Source organism: Nostoc sp. (genome assembly GCF_036917515.1).
Lineage (GTDB): Bacteria > Cyanobacteriota > Cyanobacteriia > Cyanobacteriales > Nostocaceae > Nostoc.
The window spans coordinates 1-20,964 of record NZ_JBALDE010000086.1 but is presented as its reverse complement, the minus strand read 5'-3'; the positions used below and the strand labels follow the sequence as shown (position 1 = coordinate 20,964).

Here is a 20,964-nt window from a genome sequence, read left to right as displayed (position 1 = left end):
TTAAGCATCCTCGTTTTTTTCTCTACTACACCTACTTCCTCAGAGTAATATTTTTTCTGGCAAAACTCCAGTTCTCAAGATGGATGAGGTTTAAAAGAAATCTAAATTCCATTTTTACGCAATTCTACTGATTTTGCTTCAAACTAATAAATATAGTCACCACCAATTTTCAAACGGAGAAGATATATGAGTTTAATAGATGGTATATTTCTGGCGCTATTAAATACTGTTGCCTGTCTAGCACTGCCTAAGCTGCTATCTATAATTCTGCCCACAAATAACCAAAATACTGAGTCTTCAAAGTCTGCTATGAAATCACAAGAATTTAACTCTGAAATTCCCAGTTTTTCTTAATGTAAACTGATTATCTGTAGATATCACCTTGATGAGGAGAAGACTTCGTTATTGGTGCAAAGCGATATCTAAACAATAAATTATACACATTTTGTTTTGTGAAAAGAATGAGAGTTAATCTGCTACTTGAGATTTTTTTTCATTCAACCTAAAATTTATACAGGAAAAAACTGGTCTACAGTACAGCTAAAACCAGGCAACAGCGGAGAAATTATATTATCAACCTCTAGTTTACGTGATCGCCAATCAGCAATCCAATATTCTTTGACTCCTCTGGTAAAATAAAGTTTAAGTTTCGCTTCCTTATCTCGTCTTAGGTCTTCGTTGCTAGCAGACAAAACTTCGACTACTAAATCTGGTGCACCAGTTAAATGTCCCGCTTCATTCAATGTTAGCGCCAAGGTTTCTTTAGTAGCCCAAACTACATCAGGAATCACATTATCTAATTCTGAAAACAAAACGCTGGGATTGATTACAGCTTCTCCTAAACCACTAGACTCTAACCAAATGTTAAGCTGTTGGAAAATTCTGCCACAAGTTTGCTAATGTTTAAAGTGAGGTGCCCTGGTCATAAATAATTCTCCATCAACTATCTCGTAGCGCGTCCCTTCATTTTCTGCGAAGAGTTCCACATCATGAATTGTCCAGCGTACTCCAGTATTAAGCATCTGACTCATTGGCTAACTCCTTTAATCTTGTTTTTGTATTTTAATAAAAAAGAATTCATGATTCATACTAATTGATTCTGTATTCTGTATTCTTCTTCAATCATCACTTGCGATTTTCGCGCCGCCACTTACTCCGTACTAAACGAATTTCATCAAAAGTGTAGCTTTCACCTAGTTGTTCTTTGATGGGAGTGAGGGAAATATCACCGAGTACTTCTAAAACTTGCCAAATTTTTTGTTGATGTTCTAAAGGTACTAATTGATTTAAGTCAACTGGCTGATTTTTATCAATTAGTTTTTCTAGATGATTGCTAACGGTTGTCGGACTAAGGTTACGTTTTTGGGCAATTTGAGCAACATTTAAACCTTGTTGATGCAATTGTAATGTCTGTAATTCTGTGTAAGAAGATGAGTTTGGAGATGATACGGAAGTGTAAGTAACCGATTTATTTTGCAAACCTTTTTCTTGGCGGTAGGCGCGAATTTCTGTAATAAACTTTTCACCATATTGAGCGAGTTTGTGACTACCTACACCAGAAAGTTTGGCAAATTCAGCTAAGTTTTGGGGTTGCACCTGTACCATCAACTTTAAAGTGGAATCGTGGAAGATAACGTAAGGTGGTACAGATTGCTCATCAGCTAACTGTTTACGTAGCGATCGCAACTTCTGTAATAATATTTCTGCAACTTCTACTTTTTCACTCCCCTGTTCCCAGGTAATCTTTTGTACTATAGTTACAGCTAGCGAGACTGTGCGTTGTTTTCGCATTACTTGCCAACTTAAGGCATTTAGTTTTAAAACTGAGTAACCATCGTTAGTTTGTTCTATTAACCCCTGATGTAAAAGCGATCGCCCTAACATTCGCCATTCATCTACAGTTTTATCTTTACCAATACCATAGGTAGAAAGTTTATCGTGTTCGTACTGGATAATTTTGTCTTTTTTTGCTCCCCGCAACACATCAATTATGTGTAGCATCCCAAATCTTTCTTTGCAACGCGCCACACAAGATAAAAACTTCATGGCTTCAATTGTCCAATCTTGCATCGGTTTGGGATGACGACAATTGTCACAGTTACCGCAATTTCCAGGAAACCTTTCTCCAAAATAACCCAATTGAATCGTTCGCCGGCAATCAGTGCCTTCAGCGTAATCGATCATCTGACGCAGTTGTTGTTTAGCAATCAACTGTTCTTGAGGATCAGTTTTTTGATCGATACTCCATTCAATTGTTTTAACATCACCAAAGCTGAAAAATATTGTACATCGAGATGGTTCTCCGTCTCTACCAGCTCTACCCGATTCTTGATAATAACTTTCTATATTTCTGGGCAGATCGAAGTGAACTACCAAACGCACATCAGGTTTATTAATTCCCATTCCAAAGGCGATTGTTGCCACCATCACCCGGACATCATCTCGAATAAATCGCGTTTGATTACTACTACGTTCTTCATCAGTTAATCCGGCATGATAAGGGAGAGCAACAACTTTATCATTTTGGAGTTTAAAAGTGAGCTCATCAACTTTTTTACGAGTTAAACAATAAATAATTATTGAACCTTCAGTTTCTCGAATTAGTTCTAATAATTCAGCGTAAGCATATTTAGTTTTAGGACGAACTTCGTAATAAAGATTTTCACGATTAAAACTGGCAAGATGGATGCTTGGTTGCTTTAGTCCTAATTGTTGAATGATATCACTACGGACGCGATCGGTTGCTGTGGCGGTGAGGGCAACAGTAGGGACATCAGGATAGCGTTTCCGCAGAGATTTCAACTGGCGATATTCTGGGCGAAAATCGTGTCCCCATTCCGAAACACAATGCGCTTCATCAATAGCAAAGCTAGAAATACCGATTTTTTCTTTAACTAAATCGAGAAACGGGAGAAACCTTTCACTGAGGAGACGTTCCGGGGCGACGTAGATTAATTTTACTTTACCGTTGAGGATGGCTTCTTCCCGCGATCGCACTTGGTAAGCATTCAAACTGCTATTGAGAAATGTGGCGTTAATATTATTATTTCGTAGTGCTTCTACTTGGTCTTGCATCAAAGCAATTAACGGCGACACCACCACCGTTAGTCCATTTTTTAACAATGCTGGTAGCTGAAAACACAGAGATTTACCTCCGCCAGTCGGCATCACAACCATTAAATCTCGATTTTGCAGCGCATCTTCGATAATTTGCCGTTGTCCGGGGCGGAATTGATCATAACCGAAGTGATATTTTAGCGCTTGTTCGAGATGAGGATACTGAAGCATAGCGATCGCTTTTTCCGGGCCGTTCTGCGTGGGTAGTTATTGAAGATATCAGGATTTTAACTCACATCATCGGCAGCTTTGGCCAGACCTGCGTTTCTGTTGGCGATCGTACGCTGATCAACCTTCATGCTAGGAGCGATGTCTACAACGGGCTACGCCTACGCTTGACTTTTAAGACAGTTGGTAGAAGATTAGCAAGCTCTCTTATGTAGGTTGGGTAGAGTGATCGCGAAATAGAACATTAAGTTACTATTTTTCTACAATCCACTGCTTTCTCTTGCTGTTCGCGTTTCTATGGTAATTATCGAGTTTCCAGTCTCTCTAACTTTCAACTGTAACGACCTAGTATCTAGCTGACTGATGTTGCGTGTCTTCTGCTTTCCTTTCTCTGCCATATCTTTCCCATCTAGCGCTAACCCACATTCACCAGACCATTCATCTCCTGTTTGCTGTATCCACTCTTTCCCAGCTAATCCCAATAAGTTTTGATTAGATTTCGCATTTTTCTGCAACGATCGCTGCACTGCCCCCCATTCTGCTGCACCACATGAGTCAACTCATGCGCCAACAACTCTTGCCCCCCTCGACTTCTTCGTATGCGTCAATTATTTTTTCTCGAAAGTCGATGGAATAAGCTTTCATAGTCCCGGTTGATGCAAAGCACCTTTAGTGTACTCTATCTACCTGCAATCTGCTGTAAATACATATGCTGTAAATACATATACAGTACTCTATAGAATTATTTTTCTAGTATAAAATGTATTCATCTATCTTCAAATAGAGAATATTGTTCAAACAATGTAACTTTTAATTAATTCTGCAAAAATTAAAATCTCAAATTCGCCTCAGCATCCACCTAACCGAGAATTTGCAGTTATTACTTTGCCTTTATGCCCTATCTGAGTACATTTTAGCTGTGATTCTAAAGCATCAATCTTTCGTAAAAGCGATATTCCCCACACTATAGAAATTACCAACTTGATAGTCATGCCTACGAGCAAAAGTGTCACTATTGTGGCATTTTTCTTTTGTTGAGCTAGTCTTTTTTGTTGCTCAAGAAGTCGTGCTTCAACTTCTTGAGCACGTTCAGCCTCAAATGCTTGCTGTACTTCCCACCGATCTAATTCTTCACTAGCAGCTAAAAACCGATAATCTAAGTTACTCAAGTTTTTACCATTTGCCCACGTTTGAGCATCCATCAAGGCTTGTCCACGCAATAGGCGAGATTTATCTTTTTCTTCTGAAGCTATCCATACATTGAAGTTTTCGTAGTAGGGGCGCAAGTCAGCTAGTTTTTTTCCAACCCATTCTAAATTGAAAACTTCTTGATAAATTCGGTTTTTTATTTGGAGAAAACCTTGTTTTTTAATTACCAAACCAGACAGCAAGAGTTCTACTTGTTCTCGACTATCATCAGCTGGTACTTTCATTCCTTGGAGGATTTGTTGATAAATTCCTAGTAATCTGGCGGCAAATTTTTCGTTTCTGAGGATGCGATCGCGAATAGTCCTGAGATGCTCCGGTTCATCTTGTGATTCCCATTTCTCGATGATGTGCGAGCGTACTACATTTTCTATCCAAAATTCTTCTGTGCCCGGGGGGATTTTCAGCTTTCTACCCATATCGTCTTGAGATAAACTCACAAGTAGCCGACACAGCTTTTGAGTAAGAAAAGGTTGCCCATCTGTCCAAGCTAAGACTTCTTTTAAAATTTTCTGAGGATGATTGTCTTTAATATCTAGTCCCAAAGAAAGTGGTTGAGCTTCCTCAAAAGTGAAACCATTTACTTGGATGGTTTTACCAAGATTAAACGGGGTAGTATTATTTCGATATATAATTAAATCTGAAGGTGTAGCAACCCCAAAAATTGCAAATGTAATCCGATGATACTCTGGATTAATTGCTCGTTGGTTATAACAAAACCGAATCAAGCTAAAAAAGTCATCAACCGAGAACTCAAGGTTAAGTATACTATCAACTTCATCAATAAAAATAAATAGTCTTTCGTTAGGAAACTGAGCTAACAAAACTTCCGAAATAAACCGACTAATTTTCTGTACCAAAGAAAGATCGCTTTGTTCTTGCCACCAGGTTTTTAAATCGACTTTTCCTAATAGTTTATAACTCAACCATAAGTCTCCAATAACTCCTTTATACCACTGTTCTGGAGTTATATTTTCACAACCAATATTAGTCATATCAACAGTGGCACATCTAAAGCCCTCTTTTTGCAAGCGGTGCTTTGTTTTTACCATAAGTGAGGATTTTCCCATTTGCCTACAGCTTAGGATATAGCAAAATTCACCCTGTTTCAAAGCTTCGTAAAGTTCTACATCCGCTCTCCGCTCAACATAGCTAGGAGCGTCACTAGTGAGAGTACCACCAACTTGGTATCGATAATTTTTCATTTAATTGATTTTTAATTTTAAATTACTTCTATATCTCAATCAAGAAATTTGTATTGTGACAGTTGATAAAATTCTTATAAAATCGATGAGTAATTAGGGTCGTATTAAGAACTTTAGTGTTTTCTGATGAACCCTCAAAACTAAATGGTAAATTTACTAGAAGCATTAGCACTATTTTGCTTTACAAATTGTTGACTAAAATAAAGACGATATAACTCACACATGGCACTAGCTTGATTGCCGTTTAGTTGAACTAAACCCATACTTTCTAGTTTGTAAGCAGCGATCGCGTCTAACTCCACTTTTTCATCTGTTGCAATTACCTGTTCCATAGCTAACATTAATTCTGGTTCTGCTTGCAGTAGTGTCAACAGTTCTCGTAAATGCTGACCGTAAATTCCTACTGGTGTAGATGCGGTTTCTAATAACACCTCTAGTGTCATATCCTCTTGACATAGATGATAAAATGCAAGGCTCACCAGATAGGGATGTCCTCCTAACATTGCTTGTAGGGGTGCAAGGCGTTTTGTCCCTTCCGAGTTTCCTGCCCAATCTAGTCCGTAACGTAATGCTAAATTCTCTACCTCCTTAAGGGTAAATGGTGGCAATGTAATTGTTATACCTACATTGAAAGGCGATTGGTTGAGCTTAAGCGGAATATAAATTTCTGTTGTGTGAACCACTACCATCCGCAGTTTTTGCCAAGTCTGATCTTGCTTTGCTTGTTCATGCCAAAATCGCAGCATTGGCAGAAAGTCTTGGGCAATATTGGGATGTTCAAAAATCCGATGGACTTCATTCAAAGCCAAAACTACAGGACTATCATCAATGTATTGCAACAGATAAGCTTCAAAATAGATTTTGCAGCTTACCTTGCTGCCCATTTCTATATCCCAAAAATCATCTACACAAGGAAGAAGATTTAACTGCCTACTGACGTTTACACAAAACCAACGCAAAAATTTATCCAGGGAAGCAAAAACGTCTTGGTCAGCTTCTTGAAAGTCCAAATAGACAATTTGATAATCTTGCTCTTTAGCATAAGCAATCATCCGATTGAGCAGAGAACTTTTTCCCATCTTTCTAGGTGCTTTGAGCCTGATTAAGCAACCAGGGTGTAAAATCTCATTACAAACAAGTTCTTCTAGGGAAGGGCGATTGATGTAAAGAGGAGAACCTAGTGCTACAGGGCCGCTAGGAAATTCTATCTTGCTTACTGAAAAAAAGTTTAGAGAAACCATTTCTAAGCTAGATTCTTCACTAACCTTTTGTTGGATCTGATTTTCCTCATTACCTATCTCGTCTTGCAAGTGTTTATTCAAAGCTAAATGCAGATTTTTTTTCGTTATTCTTTTTCCAAGTGCTATAGAAAGGTCTTGCCACAACTCAGAACCAACTTCCTTGATGTAATTGTTGCCGTAGCCTGATACCTCTGCCATTTCACCGTAAGTTTTGCCCAACCACGATTGATAGAGCACAAACCATTGAATTGAATCAAGAGGCTTGTCTTGGAGAATTTTTTTTACAGATTGTAGAAGCTTGTCCACAGTGTATAAATTGTTAAACAGCTAGGCAATTTACTTATAGCGGTTCTCGGTTAAGTAAGGTATGAAAACCCTACCCCAACCACCTCCTCATAAGCGAGAAGGTGACTAAGATTTACCTTATATGATTAAGAAACACTATATAATTTTTGGCCCAGTAATAATATACATCTGAAAAAATACTTGAAACCAGAAAAATTCAAGATTGCATTAATACAATTTTAAACTCTATTAGGAGATCGCAAATATTATTGTAATTAGATTTTTTAAGCAATTTTTGTATAATTATATACTTCTTAGTGACATTGGTCTCTGTTATTTGGAGTACGAGGTTAGTTCAGCCTAATGTAGACTTGAAAAAGCTGATGGCAATCATGGCTCACTGGTATGAGATCCTAGAGACAGTTAATACACGCTGAACAGAATGGAACAACATCAGAAGCCAACGGTTGTAATTACGGGTGCCTCTTCGGGGGTGGGTTTATATGCCGCAAAAGCTCTTGCTGATAAAGGATGGTATGTGGTATTGGCATGTCGAGATTTAGCGAAGGCACAAAAAGCTGCTCAAGCTGTGGAAATCCCTTACAACAGTTATACCAGCATACATATAGACCTTGGTTGCTTGGAAAGTGTTCGACAGTTTGTGAAGAACTTCCAAGCTACTGGAAAGTCTTTAGACGCTTTGGTGTGTAACGCTGCAATTTATATGCCCTTAATCAAAGAGCCGTTACGCAGTCCAGAAGGTTACGAGTTAACTGTCACTACCAATCATCTGGGTCATTTTCTATTGTGTAACCTGATGCTAGAGGAGCTGAAGAAGTCATCTTTAGAGCCAAGACTGGTAATTTTAGGAACCGTCACGCACAATCCAGACGAACTGGGTGGAAAGATTCCACCACGTCCCGACTTGGGCGATTTGCAAGGCTTTGCAGAAGGGTTTAAAGAGCCAATATCGATGATTGATGGCAAGAAATTTGAACCAGTCAAAGCTTACAAAGACAGCAAGGTTTGCAATGTGCTGACTATGCGGGAACTGCATGAACGCTATCACGAGTCAACCGATATTGTCTTCAATTCTCTCTATCCAGGATGTGTTGCAGAAACGCCGCTATTTAGAAATCACTATCCCCTGTTTCAGAAAATCTTCCCATTATTCCAGAAGTATATTACTGGGGGATATGTGTCTCAGGAGTTGGCGGGAGAACGGGTTGCTGCTGTAGTTGCCGATCCTGAGTATAATCAATCCGGTGTTTATTGGAGTTGGGGAAATCGCCAGAAGAAAGATGGTAAGTCTTTTGTGCAAAAAGTCTCTCCTCAAGCTCGTGATGACGAAAAAGGCGATCGCATGTGGGAATTAAGCGCCAAGTTGGTTGGACTTGCATGACCGTCGCTCTGCTCCAATTCAAAATTCAAAATTCAAAATTCAAAAATAATTAAATAATTTTTAATTCCTACATTTGAGAATTTTTATAATTTTGGATTAAAGGTTTGGATTGGAGCAATTGGTGCAAGTCCCTAAATTAATTTATGGAGGCATAAAAAAGCGCAACATCATTACATCGTAACCTTTAGATACTAGAACGCGAGACTACACCTTTAACAAAATTAATACCTCCCCATTCTTAGAGTTCGTAGGGTGCGTTACACTTTGTTAACGCACCGATGTTAATTGTAAATAGATACGAAAAATTATCTAAACATTTCTGATGGAAACTGCTATGTCTTCTTTAAAGGCGCATTCCCAAACGCTATATGAAACTGATTACTTGCAATGGATAGAAACGACTGTAGAAAAATTGCAAAGTCAGGATTACGCAAACGTTGAGTGGGAGAACCTAATTGAAGAAATTGCCGATATGGGAAGGAGTGAGCGCCGGAGTCTCAAGAGTAATCTGATTGTAATTCTGATGCATTTGCTCAAATGGCAATTTCAGCCCGACAAAAGAAGTGGTAGCTGGGAAGGAAGCATCATTGAACATCGTAGACGTGTCAAAGAAGCTCTAGATGATTCACCTAGTCTCAAATCCTATCTTGAGATAGTTTTTGCTGAGTGTTATGCACAAGCAGTTAAGCAAGCAAAAGCTGAAACTGGCTTGTCAATGGAATTTTTTCCTCTTAACTGTCCATACCAGCTAGCAGAAGTCACAGATGATGAGTTTTTACCTCAGTAAGCACTGAATCGTTCTGTATGTGCTGTTATCACTCTAAAGTTACACCTCTCCATTCCCTACCACCTTGACTTATACATGAAAAATATGTATAATTGCGATCGCGTAGAAGGGGAGTAGCTGCTGGCAAAAAATATAAAAGCCAGTACATCTGAATCAACATACTGGCGATGAGCCTGGTTCAGGTGGCAAGTAATCAATATTTGAAAGCGAGACCTTCACTAAGTTCACACCGAAAAGTGTAAACTTGGTGAGGTCTTTTGGTTCTCATCAAGCTTCACATCGGTAAACGATTCTTCAGGAGCTTGAGAGAGTGTTAACAGCTTTTACCGCAGGTTTATTACTAATTACAGTTTCCGAACTAGGCGATAAAACATTTTTTATTGCTGTGATTTTGGCAATGCACCACCCGCGGCGGCTGGTATTTATAGGTGTGACAGCTGCTCTAGCCGCGATGACAATCCTTTCGGTGCTATTTGGACAAGCGGTATCTTTGTTGCCAAAAGTTTATATTCATTACGCCGAAATAGCTTTATTTATAGCCTTCGGTATCAAGCTATTATATGACGCGAGTAAGATGTCAGCTGCTTCTTGTGATACAGAAGTTGTAGAAGAGGCCCAAGCTGCGGTGAAAAAGGCAGATTTGCAGTTAGCAAAGCAAAAGACTGGGTTGGCAATTGTCGTAGAAGCCTTTGTGTTGACATTTATGGCAGAGTGGGGCGATCGCACCCAAATTGCCACCATTGCTTTAGCAGCAGGTAATAATCCCATTGGAGTCACAATAGGTGCAATTTTCGGACATGCCATTTGTGCTGCGATCGCAGTTATCGGCGGCAAAATGATTGCCGGACGCATTTCTGAGCGTCAACTCACCCTGATTGGCGGATGCCTGTTTTTAGTCTTTGGTGTCGTTGCTGCCATTGAAGGAGCGTGAGAAATAAGGGAGAAAAGGGGAGATGAGGGAGTAAGGCAGAAGAATTAATAACTTAATGACAAATTGCCCTACTTGGGTGTACTTTGCAATGAAGGCGCGGCAGATGGAGCAGATTGAGGAATGGGGGAAACCGTTGCTGCCTTCTTAATTTCGTCTCTGTACTGAGCAGGTGCTAAAGCTGCGGCACTATTGAATAAAGGTTTTGCATCTGCGTTTTTACCCTGCTGTTTTAGGAGCATTGCTTTTGCTACGACAGGGCGAAAATCCTTGGGATCTTTCTTAATTGCCTGGTCATAAACTGAGCTAGCTTGAGCGTAGCGCTTCTGAGAAGCATGAACAGAACCTAACAACACCTGTACAGCTACTGTATCTACACTTCCAGGCTGAATTGTATTTGCTTGGGCTGCGTTAGAGAGGGTTTCTTGTAACAAACCAATGGCTGCTTCTGGGCGTTGCTGACTGATCAACAAAGCCACCATTCCTTGCAAAGCTTTTAAATCGCCTGGTTTCGTGGACAAAATCGAGCGATAAGCTTGAGCAGCTCCTTCACGATCGCCAATTTGCTGTTTGGCTTGAGCCAGTAACACTGAATATTCTGACTGTTGGGGATTCAGCTTTGCTAGCTTTTCTAGGGGTTCAATGACAACTTGGATATCAGCTGGTTTAACCTCACTTTTATCTTTTTGACTCAATAGTTGCAGCCGTGCCTGTAACAGACCCTTAAGCGCAGTCTGATTTTCTGGTTCCCTTTGCAAAACCTGTTCATAACCCCGTACCTCGTCTTCCAGTTTTGATTTTTGGTCAGCAGAGGGCAAACTACCTCTGGTGCTAGCGGTATTCTGACTTGAGGGTGGCGTATTATTAAATGCTCCAATTATGGGAATCACCGAAACACCCACAAAAGCAAGAATTGCCACCGCTAAAACGACTTGAACTATCCAACGATTGCGCGGTTGAGACACAGTTTTGTCTTTCTCCTGAACTCTAATGACATTATCTTTTACACAAATCGTAAAGTTAAAAATTTCCAAAACTTTGCGGAATACCGCCAATTGCCTGTGAATTTTATAACAATTAACTATCCACACTGCTAAAGTAAGTGATGACTTTAGGAGGAGCCGTCAGAATTGTCGCTATGATATGCTTCCGAAACTAGTGTAAAGGCCTTAAATTAGACATTTAATGTTTATACATTAAATTTAGCGCCTTTAGGATTGTATAGAGTACCCTAGTGTGATTTTGTGAAAAGCCAATATACTTTCATCAGTCGCACAAATGCTCTTTCTAGCTGTCTTTATAAAATCCCACAATGGGATGTGTCTCCGCCGCAAGGAGTTTTTATGAATTCCGACCTGATGCCGTTGCCTGAATCCTCCAATTCTTCTGCCTCCAACCAGGGCCTAACTAACGTAGAGGCAGCCGCTAATGTTCCCATAGCAGCCCAGCCTTCTAAAAAAGTTGAAAATTTGCCTGTCAACTCCAGCGAGACTGACTCAAATGGGAACTTGATTAATCGACAGCAACCGATTCCGCCTCCCAGCGAACCGATGCAGTATCGAGCGATCGGGTTAGTCCGAGGTCGTTATCATGCTAGCAGCGAACAATTTACTCAAGGTACGCTGCTGACCGCAGATGGTGTAGAACTCAATGCCGTCCTCCTAGGACGAATTATGAGCTTAGTCAAGAATCATCTAGACTTAGAAAAAGAACACTTGTGGGTAGTATATCCACGTACCAGACAAGAAAATGATACCTTGCACATCCAAATCGTTGGAGTTTGGGAGCCAGAAAATCTGGCTAAAAACTCAACAGATGAAGACGAATCGGATTTGGAGTTGCAAGAGTTACAGACACTCGATGATGGCTTATCCGAGAACTCTGAACTAAGTACAACTGCCCCCAAACCCTCATCAGAAGTTGCAGATGGTGGTTTTTCTGTTCGTGGTGAAGTAGTATACCAGTCTTTTGATGCTAAAAGCTTGGTAGTCAAAATTAGGCAGGCTCCACGCAAATCAACTGACAAACCCAAGTATTTTAAGTTGAAATTGAGGGGTGTGCTAACCACCAAAGCAGTGGGCAAATTCTGGGACTTCCAAGCCAAAAGGGAAGCAGACGTTTTAGTAGTAGAAAAAGCTGAGGCGATCGCTGATTTACCCAAAAAACGCAAACCACCATTTAAAGGTGGACCTCGTGCTGGTAGTGGTGGTGCTGGTGGTAGAAAACCATTCCCCCCCAGACGCACTGGCGAAACCCCTCGCCCCATCAAGAAAACAAGTACAGGCGGCGACCCCTCAGTGGTGTCAAAACCTATACCAAGAATACCTGCTCCTAAACCCATCAAACGACCGAAACCGACTCAAGAGTAGGGAATAAGGCATTGGGCATTGGGCATGGGGCATAAGAGGCAGAGGGGAAAAACATTACTGCAACTTCTCCTCTGCTCCCCTGCTCCCCACTATCAAAAATCCGTCCGACGGTCTTGGGGTAGAAAAGATCGCTCCATCGGAATTGGAGAAACTGGTTCTGTAAGGGTAAACGTACCTGCTTCGATCCACTTTTTCAACTCTAGGGCGACTTGCCTAGAAAAAAACAAACTCGCTAAAGGGGCAGAGCGTACTGCTTTGCCCTCTATGGTGATCCACCCAGATTTGAGTTGGGCGTAACTCACCAAACCAAAGGTGGGACGGACGCGCCGGGGAATAGAAAAATCTACTATTGGTGCTACTAAGTCTTGATCTTGAACGGCACAGTGTTCAATTACTTGTTCATTTAATACAGGTAGTGGTACACCAACCCCTAACATTAATGAGGGGCCATAACTTTTGAAGTAACACCCCCGCACCCAATGAGCATCCATTTGCTTGGCATCACCAATTAAAGCTAAGGTGGCGGAAGGCCCAATCGGTGTACGATTAGCTAAACGCTTTTGTAAAGGGAAGTGCTGAGTGCCTTCCCAGGCAACATAGCCAACACCACCGCCTAAAAAAATTCGAGTACCTATACCAACAAGTTGCAAATCGGGGTCGTTGAGTAAGGGGGAAATAGCACCGGGATTAGAATAAACAGCATTCCCCAGACGCGGTTGTAAAGGGCCGAGATAGGTGAAGAGGGGGCGATCGCCACCATTTATACCCACAATAAAATTTTGATAAAGATTGCGTGGATTGAATAAATAGAACTGATTAATTGTGTCGCTGGTAATTGTAGTTTCAAAAGTTGCTCTGGGGTAACAATCTGTTACTTGTCCTTGCGCTTTTATGTGTATGGATTTCCCAGCGATTAAATCTTCGATTACATGACCGCCACCACGTTCTCGCACTTCTTCCCCATCCGTAGTCTCCACAGCACAACTCGCACCTAAATATAAATCTACTGCCCCAAAACCAGAGTATGCTGGCACGCCATCTAGCCAGCAGCGGCGAATTTTTATCGGGGGGTCAGTGTGTCCCAGATTGATAATTGCACCACTTGATTCCATTGGCTCAAATGTGCCAGTGGTAATTACATCAACTTCTTTAGCAGCTTTAGTAACACCGATTTCTACAACTCGTGCTTTTAATTCTTCAGTTGTCAACACTACCGCACGTTGGCGGCTGATTTTCTCATTAATTTCTGCAATTGTTCGCATCTTATCAGTGCTAGCGCTTACTGCTGTCTTACTTTTTGAAGGATATCTTGATAAATCACAGACTCTTGCATAATTTCGTCTCGAAATAGTTGTCGCCAATCTCTGCGCGACAGCTTAACACCCCGGATACAGTGAAAATTCTAAAAAAAACAATTTAAGTATTGCAAAGTCAAAATTATATATTTTTTGGGACAAATACGCTAAATGTACCAAAAAAACTCATTACTACGTAATATTACTGCTAAAAAAGCCCTGGATTATCAATCAAATGTATGTATGGTTAGGATTGACTAGACTTACTGGACTTAAATGATTTTATGTCAACCCAAAGAAACATTTTTGGCTTTTGTAAAGCATTCTAAGGCAACTATTCAATCGCAAAGTGGGAGCTAATAGCAGATGCTAGAATGTTTTGGGAAGGGAGAAACTACCTGAGATCCCTAATAGAAGGGATATGTAAGCAAAAGTTAGAAAGCTAGCTATTTTATACTGAAACTATTCTCCAGTGAACTTATCCTGACTTCTACCTCCTCAAACCAATTGTACTTGTTACTGTTCCTATTACTACATTTCACCCGATAACAAATTGAGTAAGAGCCAATCACTACTTCTGAATTAATTAATCTTGAGCAAAAAACCAAAGTAAGATTTCTGATAAGATTGAAAATTTCTCCTCATCATCAGATGAGAAAAAGTTGTTTAACTTCAAGGTAATTGAGTATTTATTACTAGCAGATTTTGTCTCTTCTGGACTCTTTATTATTTTGCTTTCAGATGATAAAACGGTTGTAATTTCTGGAGCGGTATCTCTAACTTTTTTGTTTTTTTTACTGCTTATCAATAGACAATTATTTCAGAACTATAAGAAGGCCGCTTATCAATCTGAACTCACCAAAAAAATAGAACTCTATAGTTATCTATTAACCAATCCTAATTCTTGGAATAAAGATACGCTAACTCTAACAAGAGGGAAAGCTTTACAATACAGCCAAGACTTGATTGACGATTATAAAAAAATTAGGGGTGTATCAAGGAACCTTTACTATAGTTTGCAAATTGCGACGTAATTTTATCAGGGTGACACCAATTTTAGTTTTGGTAGACAAATTAGAAGCAGGACAAGCTTGGCTCAAGTGGCTCCCCGTGCTTTGCCCAGCTATTGCTTCTATAGTTGTCAGTATAGTTACCTCTTTTCCTTTTCAGAAAAATTCCCTTGCTGCTAACACAGCCGTTGAATTGTTAGAAGCTGAACAAGAGAAATTTATATTGGGCGTGACTTTGCCTTATCGTTGTTATGATGTATCTGAGGAAACCCAACAGCAAAAAAAGGCAAGTCAGGCATTAGAATATTTTATTGTTCAAGTGAACAATATTCATCTTAACCAATTGCAACAAACTAGTGAGACGCAATCAGAAAAGACAGAATCTACTTTATCTAATGAGTCAAACAAAGTAGAAGCAGAGGTAACAAACCAGAACAAACAATAGCTGATTAGCTAATTGTATTCATGCTCATGATTATTCTTTCAAATAGGATTTATTCAGACTGACTCAAAAGTATGAAATTCCCAACTTTTTTAAGAAGTTGGGAATCTTATTGTTTTTTCACTCCAGCACTCATTATCCCAATTGCTTCAAAATTTGCAAGACTTCATATAACTCCGAGTGACTAATCTTATTTTTTCAATATATCATCAATCGAGGGATTCTCATTTATATCTGGATTTTCTGCCGTCCAATTATCATCTGTTTCAGGAGATTCAGAAACTATCACAAACTCAGTCTCTTTTCTATTGTTATTTCCCCATTCATCCAAAACATCTTTAATTAACACTTCTTGCAACCAAATTTTAGCGACAACAGTTAGAGGTAGCGCTAGAAATAATCCTAAAAAGCCAAAGAAAGTTACGAAAAATAGCTGGGCAATTAAGGTTATAGCTGGCAGCAATGATACTTGATGCGCCATAACAACGGGCGTGATGAAATTACTCTCAGCCTGTTGAATGAAAAAGTAGAGAATTAAAACAGCGATCGCTTTCCAAGGTTCATCCAAGAAGGCGATCGCCATTGCTGGGATTACACTCATCGTTGGCCCCAGATTGGGAATCAAGTTAAAAAATCCCGCTAAAACCGCTAAAGCAAGCGCTGCCTTGACATGCAAAATTGATAAGCCAATCAGACTCATCACCCCCACTACAAAGATGGCAATGAAAGCACCTGTAATCCATCCCTCCAAAGAGACTTCACACTTATCTAAAATTCCATCTACCCGCCGCCGATAAAATGAGGGAAAAAGCCGTACAAATACTTTGCGATAAGCCACGGGGTCAGCTAACATCATTCCTGTTAAAACCAACACTAGCAAAATCTTGAGGACGACTTCTAAAGAACCAGATACAAAAGCAAAGGAGTTTCCCAGTAACCGATTGACAAAGGGCTGTATTTGTTGAATGAGGCTATTGAGATCTGGGATATAAGGAACTAACTGGTCAGGAATACGAGTTCTCAGGGCATCAAGCCAACTATTAAAGCGTCCAAACCCTTTAGGAACTTGATAAGTTAGTTCTTGAAACTGCTGGGCAAATGGCGGCACAATTAGCCAGAAAAAGCCCACGACACCTGCAAAAAAGATAGCTACTGCTAGGAGGACGGCAAATCCGCGCCTGATCCCAAACCGTTGAAAGCGTTTCGCTAGCCGATTTAAGGTGGTGGCTAACACAACTGCAGCAAACATCAGCAAAAGCACTTCCCGAATTTGCCACAGGATGTATAAACAAAGAACTATGACGATTAAGCCGATCCATTGACCCAGGTTCACAGGCTAACTCCCAAAGGTTGGCGAGATGCAATTTTATTGTAATTAAGCTAGGTTAGCTGATTTTAGGAACTTGTGCGTAAATGGTTTGAGTTAATTTTGTTTTTGTGCTTGGAATCGCCACAGTAAAGCGATCGCGACGAGCGTAATCGGCAATAATACTATAATCAGCGCGTTGCTTGCTGTCGCCGGAATTGGTAGACTTGGCCCTGCATACTTAATCAATACTGATAACAAAGCCGAGAGTAAAAGCAGTTTCAGAATTAATCCTAGTTGATTTTCCATAAAAGTACAGCAATACAAATTTTTGTGGTACACACAAATTTGCGCTGTACCGTCTATTTTCTACAATAAACCCACATATACAATCTTTGTAAGTTCACAAAAATATAATTTTTAGTACCTGAGGCGAAGGATGTGAGGCGCGATTCCTAATGAACTTTGTAAGTGCTGCCTGAATCACAGACAGCACACTATACACTATTAAAGCTATCTAGAAAGTAATCAAAGCAGTTTTTGAGTAATTTAAACTAAGCACAAATAAATGCAGAGTTTTATCAAACTTTATTTACTCCGAACTAGTTCAACTCTATATTTAGCTTTGAGCAACTCAGGCAATTCTATCAAAAACTTTTTCACTCTAACTTGAATGTATTTAGGATTTTTCGGTACACGTTTAACTATATACCTTAAGAAAGCAATCTGATAACCAAACTTATATTTAATTACAGAAAATATATTAGACTTGACCTGGTTATCTAATCTTTTGTCTAGGTTTTTTAACTTTGATACTTCACGATGATATACAGGATGCTCTCCCCAAACGCAGGCAAAGTGTACAAGAGCAGGTGACACCACCTGATTGTATTTTTTAAAAGTAGACTGACCTTTAATCGCATCTATATTAAAAGAACCACGAAGACCGATAGGTGTTCGCATCATCTGACCATTATCTTCAAACATACTTTGATTGTGTAGCATCATCGCTAGGGCAAAAATACGTTCATCATTAGGGCCATCACCACGAAATTCACTAATGCCTAGCTTTCTCCAATCTCTTGAAAATTCTAGTGCTGTTTCAAAAAATGCCTTAGCAGTATCATTTTTCTCAAAATAATAGAGACCTCCATTAAATCTAGGTAGTTTTGTCAGATTAAATCGTTTTAGTGTGTCATCTATATCAATGAACTTATCTTTATCACCTGCTTGAAGATATACATTACCTGCCGCACTAAAACTTCTACCTTTAAAATCATCAAAAATAAAGTCAATATTCCTTACTGCTATACAATCACTATCAATACAAAGTGTATATTCAAATGGAGAATAATCATAGACATGAAGCTTTTGTTTGACATTAGAACCATATTGATATCTCAGGTTTATAACATAATCATAAAGTTCGAGTAACTCTTGATCATTTTGATTGTCAGTAACAATAGCACGTGGAACATTTAATGAATGAAGACGTAGAGAACGTGCTAATGACTTTGCCATTTCGACATAATAAGATGCCCCGTAAGCATAGGTGATAATGCCACGTTGTGAATTAATCATTGTTTTTATTAATTAACAGTATCTAAGCTTGAGTTATCTAGCCAAGTTATAAATTACACACTTAAGTATAGATATTTAATAATATCAACCAAGTTTAAATCATATATGAAGCGTTAATAAAATCTAGTCTAAATTTTATTTAGATTTGTCTTAACATACTTAGGTATTTACCTTCAGAAAAATATATACAGCAATAAACAACTAATTAACAACACAGATATCGGATTTTATATTCATCCAACTCTAAAATTAAATGTAGAAAATAGATTTCTATTACATTTATTAACTTGATATTGAAATCATTGCCAGAAACTAGCGCGATCGCTGCTAGCATACTTCCTGTTAGTTTGGCTTTGCTGGTAAACACAAACTAGTAGGATGCATTACGGCGTTAAGCCTAACGCACGCTTTAGTTGAGACAATTATTAGTATCTTGAAAGTATTCTTTGCTAATTGTGTCAATTACTGCAACGGGAAGGGGGTTAGCTTTTTCGTGGATCTTTCCAGATGACCTGAAAAGTCAGAATCCAGCAACTTTACAGAACGCTTTTTTACGTCAAACTCAACCAGCCAAAAACTTGTTCAACAGTCAGTTCCAACTCGATACCCTCAATAATGGGTAATTTATCAGCACCTTCGTATAATTCCACTCGCTGTCCAGGAAAAATCCCTAGCACACTTTCGTCTTCTGGGTTAATTAACCAGCTTAGTTTAGTACCATTGCGCGAACAATGGAATAATTTACTCAACACTTTTTTCAATCTTTGGTCTGGAGAAAGAATTTCAATTGCCCAGTCGGGATGAATTTCAAAGCGATTAACAATTCTGCCAGTTGAAGTTTTAGGAATTCTATCCCAGCGAAACACAGACACATCAAGGACGATCGCAGCGCCGCCAAAGGTACAACGCAGTTCTGAGAAAGTGTAAGCAATTTTTTGGCTTTCAGTGACGTTATTAATGACATTGCAAAATTTAGTCTGTAATTGGCTATGTTCACCTTGAGGCATTAGTTTTTGAATGATTTCTCCGTTGATAAAATCTGATGCTGGCTCAGTTTATGGCAGTTTGAGGAAATCGTCTAAAGTTAGTTGGGGTTGACTAGCAATAATCATAAGCAAATAGCGTAGAGGGGATGGTTTTATTATGGGCGAACTTGCAAAGCGCCTGATGGAGGTAGAATTTAGTTTAATAAATACTAATTGGCACTAAAATTATAATTCCACTTAAGAGAAGCAGAACCAAAGTAATGATTAAACCGGATCGTATAGATAAAATATTTAAAATTACTACTAACCATATGAAAACCACTTCAATTATAGTTGTTCCAAAAACTTTCAAAATATATATAGCTATTTTAAATAAATAATAATCAACAATATCATTAGATAATGGGATCTTACTGTTTATGAAAAATAATAGTAAATCTCCACTTGAGTTAAGTAAGATAAGATTTAGTCCAAGAATTACTATCGTTGATAGTACAAAAGCAATGAATTTAAATAATATATTTTGAAGTCTCATATTTTTTGATAAACTCAATCCATCTTTACTTACAGTACCCAAGAGCGATCGCTTTGGTTGCTACGCGGTAAATGCTGTTAGCCATTGGGGTGCTATCGCTGTCTTCGTAACGCACCATCAACAATTCAGCGTGCGTTAGCGATCGCCTACAACGTCAGCCCAATTGCACCAGATGTAGAGACGTTGCAATGCAACGTCTCTTGAACGGATACATCAACCCTCAACCTGCCGCAGTTCCTCTAATTCCTCTGGCGTGAGGGGATTATTTCCTGACTTTAGTGCTTCTATCCAGCGTAGCCGTCGCTGCTTCACATCATTTGAAAAATCAAGTGCGCCACTGTCTACAACAGCTTGAAAGTCTTCTAATGCCCCTGCCAAGTAGCCAGTCAGAACTCTAGCCAGTCCTCGACTATCTTGATAGTTTTTATTGTCAGGGTCTAAGGTAACAGCTTTTTCACAGATTTTGAAAACACCTTGAGCATAACCGTGTAAACAGCCAACCCAGCAAATGCTATTGTGAAATCCAGCAGAGTTTCTCAAACTCTGGTCAAATATTTGGGCTTGCTTGAAAGCTTCCAGTGCTTCTTTAATTTTGCCTTCTCTTACCCAACTGATGCCCTGACTCAAGGAAACGGCAGCCGCAAAAAGCGTTCTGAGTCAAATTGATCGGTATTAGGTTTACCACAGGGGTGAAAGGTAATTTTGTCTTTGAGGTCGTCTTTTCTTAGGGCATAGCCATCCAACTCTAGAAGCAAAATCATCACATTCAGCCCTGTATACACATCCACCTGACGCAATCCCAACTCAATTTCTCGCTCTGGTAATTGCTCCCGCAATTGTTTTTTCTTTATCAGAGGCAGGTTTGCATCTTCTGCATCAATAAATTCCCCATCGCACCAACGGAAATAGAAATCCTCTAATCTTTGGAAAAGTTGACACAAGCGTTCTACATCGTGAAATTCTGAACTCTCAGCCAACAACCCCATCAAATATTCCACAACCTCAAGTGTTATAGCAACCGCCAGGTTGGTTAGGACACTAAACTCAGAACATACTCCATTGCCGCTCGCAAGGTAGGGAAGTACTCCAGTTGCTTGCGGA

At 39.5% G+C, this 20,964-nt stretch carries 18 protein-coding genes and 3 pseudogenes; 7 read left to right on the top strand and 14 right to left on the bottom strand.

The genetic code is table 11. The features are described from left to right. The first annotated feature begins 186 nt into the window (after window positions 1-186). Window positions 187-354 (top strand): hypothetical protein, encoded by a 168-nt coding sequence (locus V7K89_RS10575; protein WP_335186883.1) that lies wholly within the window; start codon window positions 187-189, stop codon window positions 352-354. A 155-nt stretch (window positions 355-509) separates the two neighbouring features. On the opposite strand, the pseudogene V7K89_RS10570 reads toward V7K89_RS10575, so the two are convergent. The 6 genes and pseudogenes from V7K89_RS10570 to V7K89_RS10550 all read right to left on the bottom strand — a co-directional run bounded on the left by V7K89_RS10570 (window position 510) and on the right by V7K89_RS10550 (window position 7,243). Further along, a pseudogene (locus tag V7K89_RS10570) lies at window positions 510-1,031 on the bottom strand (Uma2 family endonuclease). A 94-nt stretch (window positions 1,032-1,125) separates the two neighbouring features. Then, window positions 1,126-3,288: a DNA helicase RecQ gene (recQ, locus tag V7K89_RS10565; RefSeq protein ID WP_335186881.1), complete on the bottom strand. Its 2,163-nt coding sequence runs from the start codon at window positions 3,286-3,288 to the stop codon at window positions 1,126-1,128. 257 nt (window positions 3,289-3,545) lie between these two features. Next, window positions 3,546-3,812 (bottom strand): hypothetical protein, encoded by a 267-nt coding sequence (locus V7K89_RS10560; RefSeq protein WP_335186879.1) that lies wholly within the window; start codon window positions 3,810-3,812, stop codon window positions 3,546-3,548. Then, window positions 3,758-3,886: an eCIS core domain-containing protein gene (locus tag V7K89_RS35835; RefSeq protein WP_442941635.1), complete on the bottom strand. Its 129-nt coding sequence runs from the start codon at window positions 3,884-3,886 to the stop codon at window positions 3,758-3,760. The genes V7K89_RS10560 and V7K89_RS35835 overlap by 55 nt, the downstream gene beginning before the upstream one ends. Window positions 3,887-4,133: 247 nt before the next feature. After that, on the bottom strand, window positions 4,134-5,696 hold the full coding sequence (locus V7K89_RS10555) for an AAA-like domain-containing protein (RefSeq protein WP_335186877.1): 1,563 nt from the start codon (window positions 5,694-5,696) through the stop codon (window positions 4,134-4,136). A gap of 140 nt (window positions 5,697-5,836) precedes the next feature. Continuing rightward, a complete protein-coding gene (locus V7K89_RS10550; protein WP_335186875.1) occupies window positions 5,837-7,243 on the bottom strand; it encodes an AAA-like domain-containing protein in 1,407 nt (468 codons plus the stop codon). 421 nt (window positions 7,244-7,664) lie between these two features. Here V7K89_RS10550 and V7K89_RS10545 point away from each other — a divergent pair, with 421 nt between their 5' ends. The 3 genes from V7K89_RS10545 (at window position 7,665) to V7K89_RS10535 (ending at window position 10,342) form a co-directional block, all read left to right on the top strand. Further along, complete coding sequence (locus tag V7K89_RS10545; RefSeq protein ID WP_335186874.1) at window positions 7,665-8,624, top strand: protochlorophyllide reductase; 960 nt, start codon at window positions 7,665-7,667, stop codon at window positions 8,622-8,624. A gap of 334 nt (window positions 8,625-8,958) precedes the next feature. After that, the gene (locus tag V7K89_RS10540) at window positions 8,959-9,411 is read left to right on the top strand and encodes a DUF29 domain-containing protein (protein WP_335186872.1); all 453 of its coding nucleotides are present in this window, start codon (window positions 8,959-8,961) and stop codon (window positions 9,409-9,411) included. Window positions 9,412-9,721: 310 nt separating this feature from the next. After that, window positions 9,722-10,342, top strand: coding sequence for a TMEM165/GDT1 family protein (locus V7K89_RS10535; RefSeq protein WP_335186870.1), 621 nt, complete (start codon window positions 9,722-9,724; stop codon window positions 10,340-10,342). Window positions 10,343-10,410: 68 nt separating this feature from the next. Here the strand turns inward: V7K89_RS10535 and V7K89_RS10530 are convergent, their stop codons facing one another. Further along, entirely contained in the window at window positions 10,411-11,304 is an 894-nt protein-coding gene (locus V7K89_RS10530) for a tetratricopeptide repeat protein (RefSeq protein ID WP_335186885.1), read from the bottom strand. Between the two features lie 378 nt (window positions 11,305-11,682). Here V7K89_RS10530 and V7K89_RS10525 point away from each other — a divergent pair, with 378 nt between their 5' ends. Then, window positions 11,683-12,708, top strand: coding sequence for a hypothetical protein (locus V7K89_RS10525; protein WP_335186868.1), 1,026 nt, complete (start codon window positions 11,683-11,685; stop codon window positions 12,706-12,708). Window positions 12,709-12,800: 92 nt separating this feature from the next. Here the strand turns inward: V7K89_RS10525 and V7K89_RS10520 are convergent, their stop codons facing one another. Next, window positions 12,801-13,970, bottom strand: a complete 1,170-nt coding sequence (locus V7K89_RS10520; RefSeq protein ID WP_335186866.1) for a homocysteine biosynthesis protein — start codon at window positions 13,968-13,970, stop codon at window positions 12,801-12,803. 695 nt (window positions 13,971-14,665) lie between these two features. On the opposite strand from V7K89_RS10520, the gene V7K89_RS10515 reads away from it, so the two are divergent. Both V7K89_RS10515 and V7K89_RS10510 read left to right on the top strand, forming a co-directional pair. Beyond that, window positions 14,666-15,037: a hypothetical protein gene (locus V7K89_RS10515; RefSeq protein WP_335186864.1), complete on the top strand. Its 372-nt coding sequence runs from the start codon at window positions 14,666-14,668 to the stop codon at window positions 15,035-15,037. Between the two features lie 10 nt (window positions 15,038-15,047). Beyond that, window positions 15,048-15,458, top strand: a complete 411-nt coding sequence (locus tag V7K89_RS10510; protein ID WP_335186862.1) for an SLATT domain-containing protein — start codon at window positions 15,048-15,050, stop codon at window positions 15,456-15,458. 187 nt (window positions 15,459-15,645) lie between these two features. Here the strand turns inward: V7K89_RS10510 and V7K89_RS10505 are convergent, their stop codons facing one another. From V7K89_RS10505 to V7K89_RS10480, 6 genes and pseudogenes are all read right to left on the bottom strand, one after another. Continuing rightward, window positions 15,646-16,788, bottom strand: a complete 1,143-nt coding sequence (locus V7K89_RS10505; RefSeq protein ID WP_335186860.1) for an AI-2E family transporter — start codon at window positions 16,786-16,788, stop codon at window positions 15,646-15,648. Window positions 16,789-16,878: 90 nt separating this feature from the next. Then, the gene (locus V7K89_RS10500; protein WP_335186858.1) at window positions 16,879-17,070 is read right to left on the bottom strand and encodes a hypothetical protein; all 192 of its coding nucleotides are present in this window, start codon (window positions 17,068-17,070) and stop codon (window positions 16,879-16,881) included. A gap of 279 nt (window positions 17,071-17,349) precedes the next feature. After that, a complete protein-coding gene (locus V7K89_RS10495) occupies window positions 17,350-18,342 on the bottom strand; it encodes a hypothetical protein (protein ID WP_335186856.1) in 993 nt (330 codons plus the stop codon). Window positions 18,343-18,893: 551 nt separating this feature from the next. Continuing rightward, window positions 18,894-19,454 (bottom strand): annotated as a pseudogene (locus tag V7K89_RS10490) (Uma2 family endonuclease). Between the two features lie 622 nt (window positions 19,455-20,076). Then, window positions 20,077-20,490: a tetratricopeptide repeat protein gene (locus V7K89_RS10485; protein ID WP_335186854.1), complete on the bottom strand. Its 414-nt coding sequence runs from the start codon at window positions 20,488-20,490 to the stop codon at window positions 20,077-20,079. Then, a pseudogene (locus V7K89_RS10480) lies at window positions 20,487-20,964 on the bottom strand (hypothetical protein); the annotation flags it as partial. The gene V7K89_RS10485 and the pseudogene V7K89_RS10480, both read right to left, overlap by 4 nt.

What these genes read in the sequence shown, in the direction of transcription:
- V7K89_RS10495 (WP_335186856.1), bottom strand. Translation starts at nt 18,342, where the DNA reads ATGATTAATTCACAACGTGGCATTATCACCTATGCTTACGGGGCATCT.
- V7K89_RS10520 (WP_335186866.1), bottom strand. Translation starts at nt 13,970, where the DNA reads ATGCGAACAATTGCAGAAATTAATGAGAAAATCAGCCGCCAACGTGCG.
- V7K89_RS10575 (WP_335186883.1), top strand. Translation starts at nt 187, where the DNA reads ATGAGTTTAATAGATGGTATATTTCTGGCGCTATTAAATACTGTTGCC.
- V7K89_RS10525 (WP_335186868.1), top strand. Translation starts at nt 11,683, where the DNA reads ATGAATTCCGACCTGATGCCGTTGCCTGAATCCTCCAATTCTTCTGCC.
- V7K89_RS10545 (WP_335186874.1), top strand. Translation starts at nt 7,665, where the DNA reads ATGGAACAACATCAGAAGCCAACGGTTGTAATTACGGGTGCCTCTTCG.
- recQ (WP_335186881.1), bottom strand. Translation starts at nt 3,288, where the DNA reads ATGCTTCAGTATCCTCATCTCGAACAAGCGCTAAAATATCACTTCGGT.
- V7K89_RS10500 (WP_335186858.1), bottom strand. Translation starts at nt 17,070, where the DNA reads ATGGAAAATCAACTAGGATTAATTCTGAAACTGCTTTTACTCTCGGCT.
- V7K89_RS10555 (WP_335186877.1), bottom strand. Translation starts at nt 5,696, where the DNA reads ATGAAAAATTATCGATACCAAGTTGGTGGTACTCTCACTAGTGACGCT.
- V7K89_RS10540 (WP_335186872.1), top strand. Translation starts at nt 8,959, where the DNA reads ATGTCTTCTTTAAAGGCGCATTCCCAAACGCTATATGAAACTGATTAC.